Annotated in this window: 15 protein-coding genes; 3 read left to right on the top strand and 12 right to left on the bottom strand. The window is 74.3% G+C overall.

Annotated features, from left to right (window positions below; translation table 11 throughout):
• Positions 1 to 28: 28 nt before the first annotated feature.
• The 6 genes from mmuM to ACFWB8_RS12450 form a co-directional block, all read right to left on the bottom strand.
• A complete protein-coding gene (mmuM, locus tag ACFWB8_RS12475) occupies positions 29 to 934 on the bottom strand; it encodes a homocysteine S-methyltransferase (RefSeq protein ID WP_385225048.1) in 906 nt (301 codons plus the stop codon).
• A 14-nt stretch (positions 935 to 948) separates the two neighbouring features.
• Positions 949 to 1,872, bottom strand: a complete 924-nt coding sequence (locus tag ACFWB8_RS12470; RefSeq protein ID WP_385225046.1) for an LLM class F420-dependent oxidoreductase — start codon at positions 1,870 to 1,872, stop codon at positions 949 to 951.
• A 462-nt stretch (positions 1,873 to 2,334) separates the two neighbouring features.
• Complete coding sequence (locus ACFWB8_RS12465) at positions 2,335 to 2,820, bottom strand: DUF6099 family protein (protein WP_385225044.1); 486 nt, start codon at positions 2,818 to 2,820, stop codon at positions 2,335 to 2,337.
• A 123-nt stretch (positions 2,821 to 2,943) separates the two neighbouring features.
• On the bottom strand, positions 2,944 to 3,330 hold the full coding sequence (locus ACFWB8_RS12460; protein ID WP_385225042.1) for a nucleotide pyrophosphohydrolase: 387 nt from the start codon (positions 3,328 to 3,330) through the stop codon (positions 2,944 to 2,946).
• Entirely contained in the window at positions 3,327 to 4,550 is a 1,224-nt protein-coding gene (locus ACFWB8_RS12455) for an ATP-binding protein (protein WP_385225040.1), read from the bottom strand. The genes ACFWB8_RS12460 and ACFWB8_RS12455 overlap by 4 nt, the downstream gene beginning before the upstream one ends.
• A gap of 67 nt (positions 4,551 to 4,617) precedes the next feature.
• Complete coding sequence (locus ACFWB8_RS12450; RefSeq protein ID WP_030154409.1) at positions 4,618 to 5,013, bottom strand: cell division protein SepF; 396 nt, start codon at positions 5,011 to 5,013, stop codon at positions 4,618 to 4,620.
• Between the two features lie 172 nt (positions 5,014 to 5,185).
• Here ACFWB8_RS12450 and ACFWB8_RS12445 point away from each other — a divergent pair, with 172 nt between their 5' ends.
• A complete protein-coding gene (locus ACFWB8_RS12445; RefSeq protein ID WP_385225038.1) occupies positions 5,186 to 5,914 on the top strand; it encodes a DUF2470 domain-containing protein in 729 nt (242 codons plus the stop codon).
• Between the two features lie 106 nt (positions 5,915 to 6,020).
• Positions 6,021 to 6,941 carry an NADP-dependent oxidoreductase gene (locus tag ACFWB8_RS12440; RefSeq protein WP_385225036.1) on the top strand — a complete coding sequence of 307 codons (921 nt, stop codon included), beginning with the start codon at positions 6,021 to 6,023 and terminating at the stop codon, positions 6,939 to 6,941.
• A gap of 117 nt (positions 6,942 to 7,058) precedes the next feature.
• On the opposite strand, the gene ACFWB8_RS12435 is transcribed toward ACFWB8_RS12440, so the two are convergent.
• From ACFWB8_RS12435 to ACFWB8_RS12410, 6 genes are all read right to left on the bottom strand, one after another.
• Positions 7,059 to 8,390, bottom strand: a complete 1,332-nt coding sequence (locus ACFWB8_RS12435) for an LLM class flavin-dependent oxidoreductase (protein WP_385225034.1) — start codon at positions 8,388 to 8,390, stop codon at positions 7,059 to 7,061.
• A gap of 581 nt (positions 8,391 to 8,971) precedes the next feature.
• The gene (locus ACFWB8_RS12430) at positions 8,972 to 9,883 is read right to left on the bottom strand and encodes an ABC transporter permease (RefSeq protein WP_385225032.1); all 912 of its coding nucleotides are present in this window, start codon (positions 9,881 to 9,883) and stop codon (positions 8,972 to 8,974) included.
• A complete protein-coding gene (locus ACFWB8_RS12425) occupies positions 9,880 to 10,710 on the bottom strand; it encodes an ABC transporter ATP-binding protein (protein WP_385225030.1) in 831 nt (276 codons plus the stop codon). Before ACFWB8_RS12425 ends, ACFWB8_RS12430 begins: the two co-directional genes overlap by 4 nt.
• A gap of 6 nt (positions 10,711 to 10,716) precedes the next feature.
• A complete protein-coding gene (locus tag ACFWB8_RS12420; protein ID WP_385225028.1) occupies positions 10,717 to 11,754 on the bottom strand; it encodes an ABC transporter substrate-binding protein in 1,038 nt (345 codons plus the stop codon).
• Between the two features lie 80 nt (positions 11,755 to 11,834).
• The gene (gene ssuE, locus ACFWB8_RS12415; RefSeq protein WP_385225026.1) at positions 11,835 to 12,416 is read right to left on the bottom strand and encodes an NADPH-dependent FMN reductase; all 582 of its coding nucleotides are present in this window, start codon (positions 12,414 to 12,416) and stop codon (positions 11,835 to 11,837) included.
• A gap of 35 nt (positions 12,417 to 12,451) precedes the next feature.
• Positions 12,452 to 13,408: a TauD/TfdA dioxygenase family protein gene (locus ACFWB8_RS12410; protein WP_385225024.1), complete on the bottom strand. Its 957-nt coding sequence runs from the start codon at positions 13,406 to 13,408 to the stop codon at positions 12,452 to 12,454.
• Between the two features lie 1,163 nt (positions 13,409 to 14,571).
• On the opposite strand from ACFWB8_RS12410, the gene ACFWB8_RS12405 reads away from it, so the two are divergent.
• Positions 14,572 to 15,816, top strand: coding sequence for an ROK family protein (locus tag ACFWB8_RS12405; protein ID WP_385225022.1), 1,245 nt, complete (start codon positions 14,572 to 14,574; stop codon positions 15,814 to 15,816).
• The last annotated feature ends 2 nt before the right edge of the window (positions 15,817 to 15,818 follow it).

Raw genomic sequence — 15,818 nt, 5'->3', positions numbered from 1 at the left:
CCGGCTTCACCGCCGGGCCGGCGCGCGGCTATCGTCCGGCGGCGAGTTCCGCGATGCGGGGCGGTCCGATGCGGCAGCAGCCGCCGATGAGGCGGGCGCCGGCGCGGCGCCAGGCGGCCGTGGGCCAGGGGGCCGGGGCCCGGGGGGCGTGCCAGGTCCGTGTGGCGGCGTCCCAGACGGATCCGTCGTTCGGGTAGGCGAGCAGCGGCTTGCCGGTGACCGAGGCCGCCGCCTCCAGGGCGGGCAGGACGTCCTCGGGGTCACAGCAGTTGACCCCGAGGGCGATGACGCCGGGGGCCTCGGCGGCGAGGGCGAAGGCCTCGGGCAGGGGCTGTCCCGCCCTGGTGCGGCCGCCCGCGACGGTGTAGGAGAGCCAGGCGCGGGCCCCCGTCTCGGCGAGGACGGTGAGCAGGGCCTCGGCCTCGGCCGTGTCCGGAACGGTCTCCAGGGCCAGCACGTCGGGCGCGGCACCCAGCAGCGCCTCGATGCGGGGCCGGTGGAACGCCGCCAGCTCCCGCCCGCTCAGCCCGTACCGGCCCCGGTACTCGGAGCCGTCCGCGAGCACCGCCCCGTACGGGCCCACGGAGGCGGCCACCCACACCTCGTGGCCGGCCGCCCGGGCCGCCCGGTCGGCCAGCCGTACGCTGCGCCGCAGCAGCGCGGTGGTCCGCGGCCGGCCGTACCCGTGCCGGGCGAAGGCCTCGTACCCCACCTGGTAGCTGGCGGTGATCAGCACCTCGGCGCCGGCCCGCGCGTACGCCGTGTGCGCGGCCGTCACCTGGTCCGGGCGCTGCGCGAGCACCCGGCCCGACCAGAGGTCGCCGGACAGGTCGCAGCCCTGGTCGGCGAGCTGATTGCTCAGTCCGCCGTCGAGGATCACGGTCCTGCGGGCCAGGGCCAGGGCCTCGGCGAGCGGGCCGGACGCGCGGGCCATCCTCCGGTCCCCTGTCAGCCGAGCCGGGACAGGACCTGGGCCGAGATCAGCTCCAGGTGGTCGAGGTCGTCGAGGTCGAGCACCTGGAGGTAGATGCGGGAGGAGCCGATGGCGCCGTACGTGCCGATCTTCTCCACCACCTCGGCCGGGGAGCCGGCCAGCCCGTTGGCCTTGAGCTCGTCGACGTCGCGGCCGATGGCGGCGGCCCGCCTGGCCACCTCGGCGTCGTTCTTGCCGACGCACACCACCAGCGCGTTGGAGTAGACGAGTTCGTCGGCCTTGCGCCCGGCCTGCGCGGCGGCCTCCCGGACGCGGGCGAACTGGCGACGGCTGTCCTCGATCGAGGCGAACGGCATGTTGAACTCGTCCGCGTACCGGGCGGCCAGGCGCGGGGTGCGCCGCGCGCCGTGGCCGCCGATCAGGACGGGCACCTTGGCCTGGGCCGGCTTGGGCAGCGCGGGCGAGTTCTCCACCTGGTAGTGCTTGCCGGCGTAGTCGAAGGTGGCGCCGGGCCCGGTGGCCCACAGGCCGGTGATGATGGCCAGCTGTTCCTCCAGCCGGGCCATCCGCTCCGCCGGGAAGGGGATGCCGTACGCCTTGTGCTCCTCCTCGAACCAGCCTGCGCCCAGGCCCAGTTCGACGCGCCCGCCGGACATCTGGTCGACCTGTGCCACCTGGATGGCCAGGACGCCGGGCAGCCGGAAGGTGCCGGCGGTCATCAGCGTGCCGAGGCGGATCCGCTTGGTCTCGCGGGCGAGTCCCGCCAGGGTGATCCAGGCGTCGGTGGGACCGGGCAGGCCGTCCACCGAGCCCATCCGGAGGTAGTGGTCGGAGCGGAAGAACGCGTCGAAGCCGAGGTCCTCGGTGGCCTTGGCGACGGTGAGGAGGCTGTCGTAGCTCGCGCCCTGCTGGGGCTCGGTGAAGATGCGGAGATCCATGTCTCCCATCCTGCCCCTTCCATCCCGGCCGGGTGAATCTGCGTCAACGGGGCGGTCCACCCCTGGGCCCGCCAGTGACCAGCCCGGACGGGGATCGTTGCTCGGACGGCGCCGGACCGGCCGACATGGAAGAGCTGACGGCGGCGCTGAACGCCGACCTCTCGCAGCTCGACGCCGACCTCCAGTCCTCCAGTCCTCCACGGACGGCACCACCGCACCGCTGACCCCGGGCATCAGCACGCCGGAGAGCGAACGCCCCTCCTACCGGTCGTACTGACCGGTCGCACTGACCGCACGGGTCCCACCGCGCGCGGCGGGACCCCGTACGAAGCGCACGGACCACGCGAAGTGCCCGGACCGCACGAGCGCACGAAGCGCCCGCACCGCCCGGGCCACCCTCCGGACACCGGCACCGCCGGCCCTGGCCGCTGCCGCACCGGGCTCGGGCCCCGCCGCCGGGCCTCACGCGACGCCGGTCGCCGACCCCCGTTCGCGGACGGTCAGCCGGCGCAGGATCGCCCGCACCCGATCGCTCGACTCGTCGGCCGCGTCTATCGATTCGATGCACTGCCAGTACAGGCCTTCGTCGTCCGTCCCGCAGGCCACCCCGACCAGGGCTATGCCCACTTCGCCCAGCAGCGCCTGGAGTCCGAGCAGCGCCTGCCGGACGTCCCCCACCTCGGTCAGGTGCGCCGCCCGCGGCGGATGGTCCGGCGCGGCGCCCTCACCGAGCAGGGCCGCCCGGTCGAGCACCCCGCAGCCTCTGCCCCCTGCTTCACCCAGTCCCCGCGCCTCCGCTCTCAGCTCTGGCGGCCCGGTGACCGCCAGCCAGCTCCCTATCCCCTGCGCGAGGGCCTGTGCCTGCCAGGCCTCGCCCACGATGTCCCACGCAGCCCCGCTCTGTGCCAGCGCGTGCCGGCCGGCCGCGATGAGCCGTACCGCATCCATATGCCGTCCCCCGTCCGCACGACATCCGCCGTTCTCACCACTACCCAGAGTGAGGGCAACGAACCAGTAAAGCCAGGGGTATTCGGAAATCTGTGGACACAAACATGGTTGTGGACGACGCCATCACTCCGAAGAGTGACGATTCGGTGTCGAAGCCCCCGGCGCCGGGAAGCGGAGCTCGTTCCTCTCGATCTTCGCGGCGAGCGCATCCAGCACATCCACCCCGAGGACCTCACAGAATTGCAGCAGATAGGCGAGCACATCGGCCACCTCATCGGCAACTCTGTGTGCGGTTTCCGGCTGTTCCATGACGCGGGCCGACTGCTCCGGCGTCAGCCACTGGAAGATCTCGACCAGTTCGGCCGCCTCCACGCTCAGCGCCACGGCCAGGTTCTTGGGCGTGTGGTACGGCTCCCAGCCGCGCGCCGCGGCGAACTGCGCGAGCCGCCGCTGGAGTCGGTCCAGCCGCTCGTCGGGCCGCGATTCGGGGGTGTCCCGCTCGTCGTTCATGCCGACAGGTCTACCACCGACACCCCCGGCACTTCCCGGGCGGCAGCCGCGCACTCCTCCCCCACCGACGCGACGAGGCGGACGTGGCCGCGTCCGCACGCCAGCTGGGCCAGCCGCAGCAGCTCGGCGCTCTGCCGCCGGTCCAGGTCCCGGTCGAGGCCGTCGGCCAGCACGGTCAGCGCCTGCCGCGCGGACAGCAGCTCGGCCGCCGGATCCATGTCCAGCACCCCCGGCCCGGTCAGCAGGACCAGCGCCAGTGCCAGGAAGCGGAGTTCACCCGCGCCGAGCCGGCCCAGTTCGGTGCCGGGCCGGCCGGGTCCCCGGTCCAGCAGCGCCGTGACGGGACCCTCCGCGGCAGCCCGTACGTCCAGCCCCGCCACCGGTCCCGCGCAGCCCGTACGGGCCGCCTCGGCCAGCAGCGCGTGGCGGGTGCCGCACTCGCCGCGGGTGCGGCGCAGCACGTCGGCCAGGTTCGCGCAGTCACCCAGCAGCCGCCCCCACCCCGGCTGCACGGGCGCCCGCATCCGCTCCGGGCGGGGGTCGCAGGGGAACACCGAACGCAGCGCCACCACCACCTGCTCAGCGGCGGCGAGCACCTGCCGCTGCCCGGCCGTGGCGCCGGCCACGCGCAGCGGGAGCATGGCCGTGCCGAGCCGGTCGTCGGGCAGCGGCGCCTTGGTGACCCCGGTGGCGCCGCCGGTCAGCCAGGCGGCCTGGACGGACCGCCGCCCGGGGTCGCGCAGGGCGGTGCTGAGCAGGATCTGCCCGTCCACCGAGAGCCGCTCGCCGACGATCCGCAGCGTCGGCTCGGCCTGGACGGCGAGGTCGAGCCGGACCGGCCCGGCGGGCCCGTCGACCGTGCAGCCGATGCGGAAGCCGCGCCGCCGCTCGGCGTCGGGCACGGCGCGGTCCGGGATCAGGGCCCGCGCATCCGGGAAGACCTGCTCCACGGTGGCGCCGGAGCCCAGCACGGCGAGGGCCTCGTAGGCCTCCAGGGCCTGGGACTTTCCGCTGCCGCTCGGCCCGGCGAACAGGGTGACGGGCCCGAGCGGGAAGACCGCGGCGCGGTGCGAGGCGTAGGCGGAGAGCCGTAATCGAGTCACCGCGGGCCGGTGGTGGACCGCGGCGTGCGCGGGCGCGGCCGGGGCGGTGGCGTCCGAGGCGTCGGCGTCCAACGTGGTGGCGTCCAGAGTGGTGGCGTCCAGAGTGGTGGCGTCCATGCGCCGGACGGTACGGCCCGCCGGACCCCTCATGGGCCCGCCGAACCGTTCCCTCGCCGCGACCTTCCTACGATCGGGGGACGGCCGCGGCCGCGATCCCCTCGACCTCGGTGCCGACGGGTGCCAGCAGGAAGACGTTGCGGTCGACCCGGTGCATCCCGCTGCCCAGCCCGAAGACCACGCCGCTGCTGAAGTCCAGGATCCGCTTCGCCACCTCACCGTCCGCGCCGGTGAGGTCGAGCAGCACCGGGATCTGCGCGATCAGGTACTCGGCCACCTCCCGGGCGTCCGCGAAGACCTGCACCCGGATCACCACGAAGCGCCGCTGTTCCGCCGCGGACGCTCCGGGCGCCGTGGGGATCGTGCGGTGGTCCACCCGGGAGGGCCATTCGTTGCGGCTGCGCAGGGGGACCACCTGGGCGAGCCCCTCCCACTGCTCGTCGGTGACGTCGTACCTGCTCACCGGGCCGCCTCGGCCGTGCGCTTCATGTGCATCCCCCCATCCTCTCGTGTTTCACCCGTTCAGCCCAACAGCGACACGAGGCACCTGTCACCTCGTCCGCTACCCGGGGACTCGGGGAATGAGTTAGGTTAGGCATACCTAAGTATCCACTCGGGACGATGGAGAGCTCCCCATGCGCCTGTCCGGCCCCCCTGCCACCCCGGCCGACCGCCCCGCGCCCGGCGCCGCCCGGCCCGGTGACGCCGAGCGGGTGCGGTCGATCCTGGCCGCCGCCCACTCCATGACCGTGGTCACCGACGGACTGCACACCGAGGTCCGCCACCTCGACGGCACCGATCCGCTCGGCCGGCTGCACCTGCACCCCGCCGAGCCGGGCGGCCACGGCGAGCACCGGCCGGCCATCCGGCTGGAGTTCACCGACGTCGCCCCCACCCCGGTGCGCGACCGGGTGCGCGCCCGCGCCACGCTGCTCGGGCGTCTGCTGACCCCGTACGACGACCAGGGCGCCGGCTCCACCTGCGTGGAGTTCCGCCAGGCCGTGCTCGAAACCGCGGACGGCCGCTCGTACGTCGGCCTCGACGAGCTGGACGCCGCACGCCCCGACCCGCTGGCCCCGTACGAGGCCGGCATGCTCACCCATCTCCTCGACGACCACGCCGAACTGGTCACCCTCCTGCTGCGCCTGGTCCGGCCGGCGCCCGTCGCGGCGGTCGTGCGCGCGCTGCCGCTCGCCATGGACCGGTACGGGATCACCCTGCGCCTGGAGGAGCGCAGCGGGCACCGCGACGTACGGCTGCCGTTCCCGTCGCCGCTGGACGACGTGGAACAGTCCGGGGCGCAGATCCAGGCCCTGTTCAGCGCGGCGCGCCGGCGCTCGCACCACAACACCCTGCCGGCGTGAGGCAGGGCGCGGGCCGCCGCGGGAACGGGGCGCCGCGGAAACGGGCGCCCGGATGCGGACGCCGGAATGCGGAATAGCCGTCCGCGGCGCCTCGTTTGAGACGATCATGAAGGCAATCACTTACAGCGCATACGGAACTGCCGACGACCTCAAGCTCGTTGACGTCCCGGAGCCGAAGGTCGGGCCCGGCGAGGTGCTCGTCCGCGTCAAGGCCGCGGGCGTCAATCCGGTGGACTGGAAGCTCGCCGCCGGCTACCTCGACCCGATCCTGGAGGTCCGCTACCCCGTCATACCCGGCTGGGACGTGGCCGGCGTCGTCGAGGCCGTCGGCGCGGACACCTTCGACTACGCCGTCGGCGACGAGGTGTACGGCTACGTCCGCAAGGAGTGGGTCGAGCTCGGCACCTACGCCGAACTGGTCTCCGCCCCCGTCCGCACCCTCGCGCGCAAGCCGCGCGGGCTGACCTTCGAGCAGGCCGCGGGCATCCCGCTGGCCGGCCTCACCGCGTACCAGTCGCTCACCCGGGTGGGCCTCGAGGCGGGCGAGACCGTGCTCATCCACTCCGCCGCCGGCGGCACCGGATCCTTCGGCGTCCAGATCGCGGTGGCGCTCGGCCTGCGGGTCATCGGCACGGCGGGCGCCCACAACCACGACTACCTGCGCTCCCTCGGCGCCGAGCCGGTCCTCTACGGGGAGGGCCTGGCGGACCGGGTGCGCGAGCTGGCTCCCGAAGGCATCGACGCGGGCCTGGACTTCTACGGGGACGGGGTCGTCGAGACCCTCCAGTCCCTCGTCAAGGACCGCGGCCGGGTCGTCTCCATCGCCGATTACGAGGCCGCCGCCAAGGGCGCCCACCAGCTGTGGGTACGCCCGGACACCGCCGACCTGACCTTCCTGGCGAAGCTGGCGCAGGAGGGCAGGCTCACGGTCAACGTGGAGCACGCGCTGCCGCTCGCCGAGGCGGCCAAGGCCTGGGAGCTGAGCGCGGCGGGCCGCACCCGCGGCAAGATCGTCCTGACGGTCTGAGGACGCGCGACGCGGCGGTGGGGGGGGGGGGGGCGGGCCGCCCGGGCCGCGCCCGGGGGGGGGGCCGCGGCTCCCCGGGGCCCGGGCGCCACCGCTGCGGTGGCACGGCCACCCGGCCTACCCCGCGGCGGCGGCGAAGCGGTTGGCGGGGCGGGGCAGGCCGTAGTTCTCGCGGAGGGTGCGGCCCGTGTACTCGGTGCGGAAGAGGCCGCGGCGCTGGAGGATCGGCACGACGTGGTCGACGAAGGCCGTGAGTCCGGTGGGCAGCACGGGCGCCATGATGTTGAAGCCGTCGGCCGCTCCTTGCGTGAACCAGGTCTCCAGCTGGTCGGCGATCTGCTCGGGCGTCCCGGCGAAGACGCGGTGGCCGCGGCCGGCGCCGAGCCGGGCGATCAGCTCGCGCAGCGTGAGGCCGTCGCGGCGGGCGAGTTCGGCGACGAGGGTGAAGCGGCTCTTGTTGCCGTTGATGTCCCGCTCCTCGGGCAGCTCGGGCAGCGGGCCGTCCAGGGGGTGGCCACTCAGGTCGACGCCGAGCATGCCGGAGAGCTGGGCGAGGCCGTACTCAGGGACCTGGAGGTCGGTGAGCTGCTGCTCCAGGGCCTTGGCCTCGGCCTCGGTGGAGCCGATGACGGGGGCGATGCCGGGCAGGACGAGCAGGTCACCCTCGGCGCGGCCGTACTTCGCGAGGCGGGACTTGAGGTCCTTGTAGAAGGTCTGGCCGTCGGCGAGGGTCTGCTGCGCGGTGAAGACGGCCTCCGCGTACTGCGCGGCGAACTCCTTGCCGTCCTCGGAGGAACCGGCCTGTACGAGGAGCGGGTGGCCCTGCGGGGAGCGGGGCACGTTGAGCGGGCCGGCGACGCCGAAGTGCTCGCCGCGGTGGGCGGCCGGGTGGAGCTTGTCGGTGTCGGCGTAGATGCCGCGCTCCTTGTCGAGGACGATCGCGTCGTCCTCCCAGCTGTCCCAGAGCTTGGTGGCGACGTCGAGGAACTCGCGGGCCCGGTCGTAGCGGAGGCTGTGCTCCAGGTGTTCGTCACGGTTGAAGTTGCGGGCCTCGTCGACGGTGCCGGAGGTGACGATGTTCCAGCCGGCGCGGCCGTTGCTGATGTGGTCGAGGGACGCGAACTTGCGGGCGGTGTGGAAGGGCTCGTTGAAGGTGGTGGAGACGGTGGCGATGAGTCCGATGTGCTCGGTGACGGCGGCGATGGCGGAGAGCAGGGTGAGCGGCTCGAAACCGCCGAGGGCGTTGTAGCGGGCCTTGCCCCAGAGGGCGAGCCCGTCGGCGAAGAAGATCGAGTCGAGCCGCCCGCGCTCGGCGGTGCGGGCCAGTTCCTGGAAGTACCGCAGATCGGTGACGCGCTCGGGAGCACTGTCGGGGTGGCGCCAGGCGGCATCGTGGTGCCCGGCGTTCATGAGGAAGGCGTTGAGGTGCAGGGTCCGGGGGTCGGGCATGACGGTTCCTTGTGAGTCGGCGGTGTGCTGCGCGGGCGGTGGCGGTTGGGCGGTGGCGCGCGGTACGCGGCCGGTGTCGGTCGGCGGGCTGGTCGCGGTACGCGGACCTGGGCGGTTCGGCGGTGATGCACTGCGGTGGCCGGCCCCGCCGGGGGCGAGGGTCGGGTTCCGGCCACCGCCGGTGGCGGGCCCTACGGGCCGCAGCCCCCGGGCGGGTGCGTACCCAGCGGGGCTGGGTGGAAGGTCCCGCCCCCGGGGCCGGGTTGCCCACCCGGCCGGTCCGGGGCCGCCACCACCCCGTGGGGGCGCCCCGGTGGGCCCGGGGCCCCTGTAGGGGGGTTGCCCCGGCGAGTGCGAGCCGCCGCCCGCCGGAGGCGGGTGCGGGTGCGGGCCGAAGGTCGCGCCCGGGAGCGGGGCCTGCCCGGTGGGCCGGGCGCCACCGGCCATGGGGGCCCGACGCCGGAGGCCGCCGCCGAGCGGGGCCGACGCCCCCGGGGCTTGCCCCGGCGGGCCGGGCGCCGCTGCCAGGGGCCGATACCCCCGGCGGGTTGGGGCCGCCGTCCCGGGCGGGGTGCGGCGGGTCAGGAAGGGGGGCGCCAGAGGCTCAGGCGGCGTTCTATCGCGACCAGGAGTTGGTTGAAGGCCACGCCGATCGCCGAGATGGTCACGATGCCCGCGTACATCTGCGGGATCGCGAAGTTGAACTGCGAGGCGTTGATCAGGTATCCGAGGCCGGCCTTGGCGCCGATCATCTCCGCGGCCACGAGGACCAGGATGGAGACGGCTCCGGCGAGGCGGATGCCGGTGAAGATGGCCGGAACCGAGGACGGCAGGATCACCTTCTGGAAGAGCCGCGGGGTGGACAGGTCCATCGAGCGGGCCAGTCTGACCAGCGTCGGGTCCGCGTTGCCCACCGCGCTGATGGTGTTCAGCAGGATCGGCCAGACGCACGCGTAGACGACGATCGAGACCTTCGAGGTCTCGCCGATGCCGAGCAGCAGCACGAACACCGGCAGCAGCGCGAGGGCCGCGGTGTTTCGGAACACCTCCAGCAGGGGGCCGAGCAGCGCCGCGACCGGGCGGTACCAGCCGATCAGCAGCCCGAGCGGCACCGCGACGACCACGGCGATGCCGAAGCCGCCGAAGGAGCGGACCAGGCTGGCCCGGGTGTGCTCGGCGAGCTGGCCGTCGGCCGCCAGTTCCCACCAGGCCTTGGCCACCTCGCTCACCGGCGGGAGGAAGGTCGCGTCCACCAGGCCGAGCCGCGGCGCCGTCTCCCACACCACGAGCAGCGCGAGGATCGCCGCCGAGCGCAGTGCGGCTGCCCGCAGCCACCGCCCTATCGCTCGCGTCCCGACGCGGTGGGGCTTCGGGGCCCTGGGCCGCTCCACCGGCGCCGCCGCGCGGGCGGGGACCCGTACCTCCTCGGCTTCGGCCGACTCCAACGCCGGGGCCGGGGCCGGCGCCGGGGTGATGTCGATTCCGGTACTCATACGGAGGCCTCCTCCTTCTCCAGTTGCTGGGCGCGGGCCACCTCGTCGTGGAGCAGGGTCCAGATCTCGTGGCGGTAGCGGGCGAACTCCGGGCTGGAGCGCAGGTCTTCACCCGTCGCACCGGCGGCCCGGTCCCCGAACGACACCGGGACGACCTCCTTGACCCGGCCGGGGCGGGAGGTGATGACGGCCACCCGCTGCCCGAGGTACACGGCTTCCTCGATGCCGTGCGTGATGAACACGACCGTCTTGCCGGTGCGCTGCCAGATGCGGCGCAGCTCGTCCTGGAGGGACTCGCGGGTCTGCGCGTCGAGTGCGGCGAACGGCTCGTCCATCAGCAGCACGTCCGGGTCGTACGCCAGCGAGCGCGCGATCGCGACCCGCTGGCGCATGCCGCCGGACAGCTCGTGCGGGTGGCGGTCCTCGAAGCCGGTGAGGCCGACCAGGTCCAGGAACTCCCGCGCCTTCGCCGTTCGTTGCCGGCGCGGGACGCCGGTCGCCTCCAGGCCGAATTCGATGTTGCCCAGGGCGGTGCGCCACGGCAGCAGCGCGTACTGCTGGAAGACGATGCCCCGGTCCAGCCCCGGCCCGGTGACCGGCTTGCCGTCGAGCAGGATCCGGCCGGACGTCGGGAGGGTCAGGCCGCCCAGCAGGTCGAGGAGGGTGGATTTGCCGCAGCCGCTGGGGCCCACGACGACCGTGAACTCACCGGTCTCGATCTCCAGGTCGATGCCGTCGAGGGCGGTGAACTGCCCGCCGTCCGGCCGGCCCTTGGTGTTCTTCGTCGGGAAGGTCTTGGTCACTTCCTCGAACACGATCTTCGCCATGCCCGGTCAGCCCTTTCCCTGGCCGTTGAACTCGTTGGTGTACAGGTCGGCGGCCTTGAGCTGGCCCTGCTTGATCTCGCCGCGCTCGCCGAGCCAGTCGAGCCAGAGCTGGAAGGACTTGTCGGTGATCCGGCCGCCCGTCTCGGCGACCCCGTAGGAGTGCCAGTACTGGAGGGTGGCGGTGTCCTCGTTGCGGCCGCGCTTCTTGACGATCTCCGTCATCCGGGCGATGACCTGCTCGCGCGGGGTCGTGCGGGACCACTCGATGGCCTTGGCGACGCCGGTCACGAAGGCCCGTACGGTGTCCGGGTTCTGCTTGATGAAGCGCTCGGTCATGATGTAGGTCCCCGCGCTGAACGGGCCGAGCAGTTCGACGTCGGTGAACAGCGGCCGGATGCCGCCCGCCGCGAGGGCCTTGTCGCGCAGGACCCCGGTGAGCACCCCGACCTCGATCTGCTTCTGCCGCAGCGACTGCTCGGTGTTGACGGGCGGCACGACGAGCGGCTCGACCTTGGCGGCGTCCGCCTTGGAGAGGCCGCCCCGGCTCAGGTAGATGTCGAGCAGGGCCTGGTAGTGGGCGCCCAGGGTGTTCATGCCGACCTTCTTGCCGATCAGGTCGCGGGCCGAGCGGATCGGGCTGCCCTCCAGGACGTAGTAGCCGCCGTACGAGTACTGGTCGGAGCCGTAGGAGGAGATGACGGCCTTGATCGGTGCCTTGCTGGAGGCGAGCTTGATGACGGCGCCGTTGAAGGCCATGCCGAAGTGGGTCTGGCCGGTGGCGGCGGACTGGATGTCCTGGGGGCCGCTGATGGTGTTGCCGACCCAGTCGAGGGTGACGTTGCCGAGGTAGCCGAGGTCGGCGGCGAGTTCGGGGAGGGAGACCGCGCCGACCGAGCCCTGGTACTTCAGGGACGTGATCTGGCCGGAGCCCCCGGAGCCGCTCGTGGCGGTGGCCGTGCCGCAGCTCACCGCGGCCGCCGAGATGCCGAGCAGGGTGAGGAACTGGCGCCGGGAAGTGGGGGTCGTGGTGAAGGCTGCGGGCATGACGGGTCCTTGTCGGGTGCGCGGGGTTGCGTCGGGGGACGAGGTACGGGGACGGGGTGCGTACGGGGTACGGGCGACCGCTACGGGGCGGTGGTGAGCGCGGCGGTGTCGACGGTGTCCGCGGTGCGCAGTGCGTCGGCCCGCAGTGCGTCGGCGAACTCGTCGACGGCCTGGAAGAGGTCCAGCTCCGCCTCGGGCCGCAGCCGGTCGGGGCCGCGGCCGCGCTCGACGGACGAGTCCAGGACGAACCGGCCGGCGGTGACGTGCCGGGCGCCGAGGGCGGCGAGGACCGGGCGCAGGGCGTAGTCGATGGTCAGGACGTGGGCGAGGCTGCCGCCGGTGGCGAGCGGCAGAACCGTTTTTCCGGTGAGCCCGTCCTGCGGGAGCAGGTCGAGGAAGGCCTTGAGGAGGCCGGTGTACGAGGCCTTGTAGACCGGGGTCGCGATGACGATCCCGTCCGCTTCGGCGACGGCTTCGAGGGCCCGGCGGATCTCCGGCTCGCCGCGGCGGGCGGCGAGCAGGTCGGCGGCGGGCAGCTCGCGTACGGAGAGGTGGCCGGTCTCGAACCCGGCGTGGGACAGGCGGCGCAGCACGTGCTCGGCGACGACGGCGGTACGGGAGTGGGCGGAGGGGCTGCCGGTGATGGCGAGCAGCTGGGGCACGGGGGCTCCTCGGGTGGTCGTTCGGGCCGCGGAGGTCAGGCGGCGGGTGTGGCCGGTGAGGCGGAGTTGGACGCACCGGACGCGATGCCGAAGGCCGGGTCCGGCACGGCCTCGGGGCTGATCAGACGGGACGGGACGCCGTCGGGGCCGACCGGGACGTCGCCGTCGACGGTGACGCGGCGCAGGGTGCGCTCGTGGGCGTCGGAGTCGTCGACGCCGTAGTGCTGGGTGGCGCGGTTGTCCCAGATCGCGACGTCGCCCTCCCGCCACTGCCAGCGGACGGTGTTCTCCGGGCTCTCGACGTGGGCCTGGAAGAGGTCCTGGAGGACACGGGAGTCACGGCCGGTGAGGCCGCTGATCCGCTGGACGAAGTTGCCGAGGAGCAGGGTGCGTTCGCCGGTCTCGGGGTGGACGCGGACCACCGGGTGCTCGGTGAGGAACGTGGTGGAGGTGAACACCTCGCGGTACTGCGCGAGCGCCTCGGGCAGGACGTCGGGCCTGAGCGCGGCGTAGTCGTACTCGTTGGAGTGGACGGCGCGCAGGCTGTCGGCCAGCGCGCGCAGCGGCTCCGGGAGGGTGCTGTAGGCGGTGGCGGTGTTGGCCCAGAGGGTGTTGCCGCCGTACGGGGGGATGGTGACGGCGCGCAGGATGGAGAAGGCCGGGTAGGCGGGGACGAAGGTGACGTCGGTGTGCCACTGGTTGGCGCGGGCGCCGTGGTGGGAGTCGATGCCGAGGGCGTAACGGCCGTCCGCGGAGGGCACGGTGGGGTGCGCGACGGGGGCTCCGAGCAGCTGGGCGAAGGCCTCGTGGGAGGCCTCGTCGAGGTGGCCCTGGCCGCGGAAGAAGACGACCTTGTGGGCGAGCAGCGCGGCGCGGATCTCGGCGACGGCGTCGGCGGCGAGCTCGCCGCCGAGGGTGACGCCGCCGATCTCGGCGCCGATGCGGCCGCCGATCTTGGTGACGGTGATGTCGGTACGGGTGGCGGTGGCCATGGGGACTCCTTGATTGTTTCCGCAGCGGAAGAAAAGCGAATGCGGGTGCCTGGCGGCGCCTTGGCGGGGTGCGGGGCGGTGGCTCCAAGCCGGACAGACCGGGCCGGGCCGGGCCGGGTGGCGCCAAGGCGGTACGGGGATGGAGGGTCGCGGTGCGACGTGGGCGCGGGACGGACTGGACGGAGTGGTGGTGCGGAGCCGGACGGACCGGCCGGGCCGGGCTCGGCGGAGCGAGTGGGACCGGGCCTGGCAGGAGGAAGGGGACGGACCGGACGGGTAGGAGCGGGCAGGACCCGGGAGGAGTTGGCCGGGGCGGGCCTCCCGGACCGGACCGGCCGGACCAGGAGGAGCAGGCGCGTCCCGGGAGGAGCCGGGCGAGACGAGAGGGCCGGGCCGGACCCGACCGGTAGGCGCGAGCAGGACCCGGGAGGAGCCGCCGGACCCGAGCCGGCCGGGACTGCGACCATCTCGGCGTCTACCCGGGCCGAGACCGGCTCGGACGGCGCCACCCGGGCTCGGGCACAGCCCCCGGTGGGGCGGCGCCACCGGGCTCTCGCCCACCCCGCGAGGGGCGGCTCGGGCTCGGGCACTGCCCCCGCTCGGGGGGCGGACTCAGGCTCGGGCGCCACCCCGTGAGGGGCGGCTCAACCTCTGGCGCCACCCCGCTCGGGGGGCAGGCTCGGGCGCCACCCCGTGAGGGGCGGACTCAGGCTCGGGCGCCACCCCGCGAGGCTCTGGCGCCACCCCGCAGGGGCCGGCTCAGGCTCGGCGCGGGGCCGGACAGCGGCCCGGACACTCGCCCGGCGCGGTACAGAGGCCGGTGGTGTGGAGCCGCGGGGCGAGGACTTCGGTCGCGGACATGTCCCGGAGCCTGTCAGCGCCCCCGCCACCGGTCAACCCCCGCCCGCGGCCCCCGGGAAGGCCCGGGCGGACACCCCGGGCCGACCCGCCGAACCGCCCCTGACCTGGCGTTTACCCCCGACCCGCGGAACCCGCCACCCCGCCCCTGGCGGCCCGAAGCCCCGGCCGGATTTCACACCGCCGCAACGCACCCGCCACGCTCCCGCCGAACAGCCCCCGCCGGACCCCGCCGGACCCCGCCGGACCCCGCCGAATCCCGCCGAATCCCGCCCCGGCCGCCCGGCCGGACGCGACGGACCGGCATGATCGGGGGCACGCCCCCCTGCTCCCCCGCCCGAGGAGGACCCGTGCCCCCCACCCCCGGTGACAGCCGGGCCGCCGCCAATGCCGCCTCCGTGCTGCGCACCGTGCTGGCGCACGGGCCGATCGCCCGGAGCGGGATCTCCCGGGTGTGCGGGCTCAGTCCCGCCGCCGTGTCCCGGCAGACCACCGCCCTGCTCCGCGGCGGGCTGCTGCGCGAGCTGGCCGAGCCCGCCGACGCCGTGGGCCCGGCCGGAGTGGGACGGCCGCGGATCCCGCTGGACCTGCACACCGGGGCCGTCGGCGGGCCGGTCGCCGCCGGTCTGCACATCGGCGTGCCCGCCTCCACCTTCAGCCTCGTCGACCTGCGCGGCCGTGTCCTGGCCCGTCGGGCGATGCCCCACGGGGACCGCGCTCCCAGCGCCCTGCTGGCCGCCATCAGGGACGAACTCACCCGCTTCCTCCGGGAGTTCGGCTCACCGCACCGCCCCCTGCTCGGCCTCGGCGCGGCCCTCGGCGGCTGGGTCCGCCCCGGCGACGGCACCGTGGTGCGCCACGAGGCGCTGGGCTGGCGGGACATCCCGCTCGCCGCCGAGCTCGGCCGCGCCCTGGAAGCGCACGGCCACCCCGGGCTCACCGTCCGCGTCGACAACCACGCCCGCGCCGTCGCCGACACCGAGATCGTCTTCGGCCGCCCCGAGGCCCGCCGCAGCCTGCTGCACCTGTTCATCGGCAATGTCGTCGACGCCGCCTTCGGCATCGAGGGCACCGTGCACCGGGGCCCGGGCGCGGCCGCCGGAGACGTCGCGCACCTCCCGGTGCCCGGTTCACGGGTCCCGTGCGCGTGTGGACGTACCGGCTGCCTCCAGGCGACCGTCTCCGACACCGTGCTCGGCGCCGAGGCCGTACGCCGCGGGATCGTCCCCGAGCCCTCCGTGTTCCTCCTCGCGGACGCGGCCGCCACCGGCGACCCCCGCGCCGACCGGCTGCTGCGCGAGCGGGCGGGCGCGGTCGGCCGGGCCGCGGCGCTGCTCCTCGACGTGTTCAACCCGGCCGTCATGGTGATCGCGGAGCTCTCCAGCGTGCTCGACGAGAGCTACCTCGACGAGATCCGAGGGGCGGCCGGCGACCCCGAGCGCTACGGCAGGCGCATCGTCGGCCCGCACGCCGGGCCCGCCGTGCTGCCCGTGGCGGCCGCGACCGTACTGCTCGGTCCGCTCTTTCGTGACCCCTCCCGTCTCACATGAGA

This window comes from Streptomyces sp. NPDC060031 (genome assembly GCF_042736805.1).
GTDB lineage: Bacteria > Actinomycetota > Actinomycetes > Streptomycetales > Streptomycetaceae > Streptomyces.
This window is presented reverse-complemented; position numbering and strand designations above follow the sequence as displayed.

What these genes read in the sequence shown, in the direction of transcription:
- mmuM (WP_385225048.1), bottom strand. Translation starts at nt 934, where the DNA reads ATGGCCCGCGCGTCCGGCCCGCTCGCCGAGGCCCTGGCCCTGGCCCGC.
- ACFWB8_RS12470 (WP_385225046.1), bottom strand. Translation starts at nt 1,872, where the DNA reads ATGGATCTCCGCATCTTCACCGAGCCCCAGCAGGGCGCGAGCTACGAC.
- ACFWB8_RS12465 (WP_385225044.1), bottom strand. Translation starts at nt 2,820, where the DNA reads ATGGATGCGGTACGGCTCATCGCGGCCGGCCGGCACGCGCTGGCACAG.
- ACFWB8_RS12460 (WP_385225042.1), bottom strand. Translation starts at nt 3,330, where the DNA reads ATGAACGACGAGCGGGACACCCCCGAATCGCGGCCCGACGAGCGGCTG.
- ACFWB8_RS12455 (WP_385225040.1), bottom strand. Translation starts at nt 4,550, where the DNA reads ATGGACGCCACCACTCTGGACGCCACCACTCTGGACGCCACCACGTTG.
- ACFWB8_RS12445 (WP_385225038.1), top strand. Translation starts at nt 5,186, where the DNA reads ATGCGCCTGTCCGGCCCCCCTGCCACCCCGGCCGACCGCCCCGCGCCC.
- ACFWB8_RS12440 (WP_385225036.1), top strand. Translation starts at nt 6,021, where the DNA reads ATGAAGGCAATCACTTACAGCGCATACGGAACTGCCGACGACCTCAAG.
- ACFWB8_RS12435 (WP_385225034.1), bottom strand. Translation starts at nt 8,390, where the DNA reads ATGCCCGACCCCCGGACCCTGCACCTCAACGCCTTCCTCATGAACGCC.
- ACFWB8_RS12430 (WP_385225032.1), bottom strand. Translation starts at nt 9,883, where the DNA reads ATGAGTACCGGAATCGACATCACCCCGGCGCCGGCCCCGGCCCCGGCG.
- ACFWB8_RS12425 (WP_385225030.1), bottom strand. Translation starts at nt 10,710, where the DNA reads ATGGCGAAGATCGTGTTCGAGGAAGTGACCAAGACCTTCCCGACGAAG.
- ACFWB8_RS12420 (WP_385225028.1), bottom strand. Translation starts at nt 11,754, where the DNA reads ATGCCCGCAGCCTTCACCACGACCCCCACTTCCCGGCGCCAGTTCCTC.
- ACFWB8_RS12410 (WP_385225024.1), bottom strand. Translation starts at nt 13,408, where the DNA reads ATGGCCACCGCCACCCGTACCGACATCACCGTCACCAAGATCGGCGGC.
- ACFWB8_RS12405 (WP_385225022.1), top strand. Translation starts at nt 14,572, where the DNA reads ATGATCGGGGGCACGCCCCCCTGCTCCCCCGCCCGAGGAGGACCCGTG.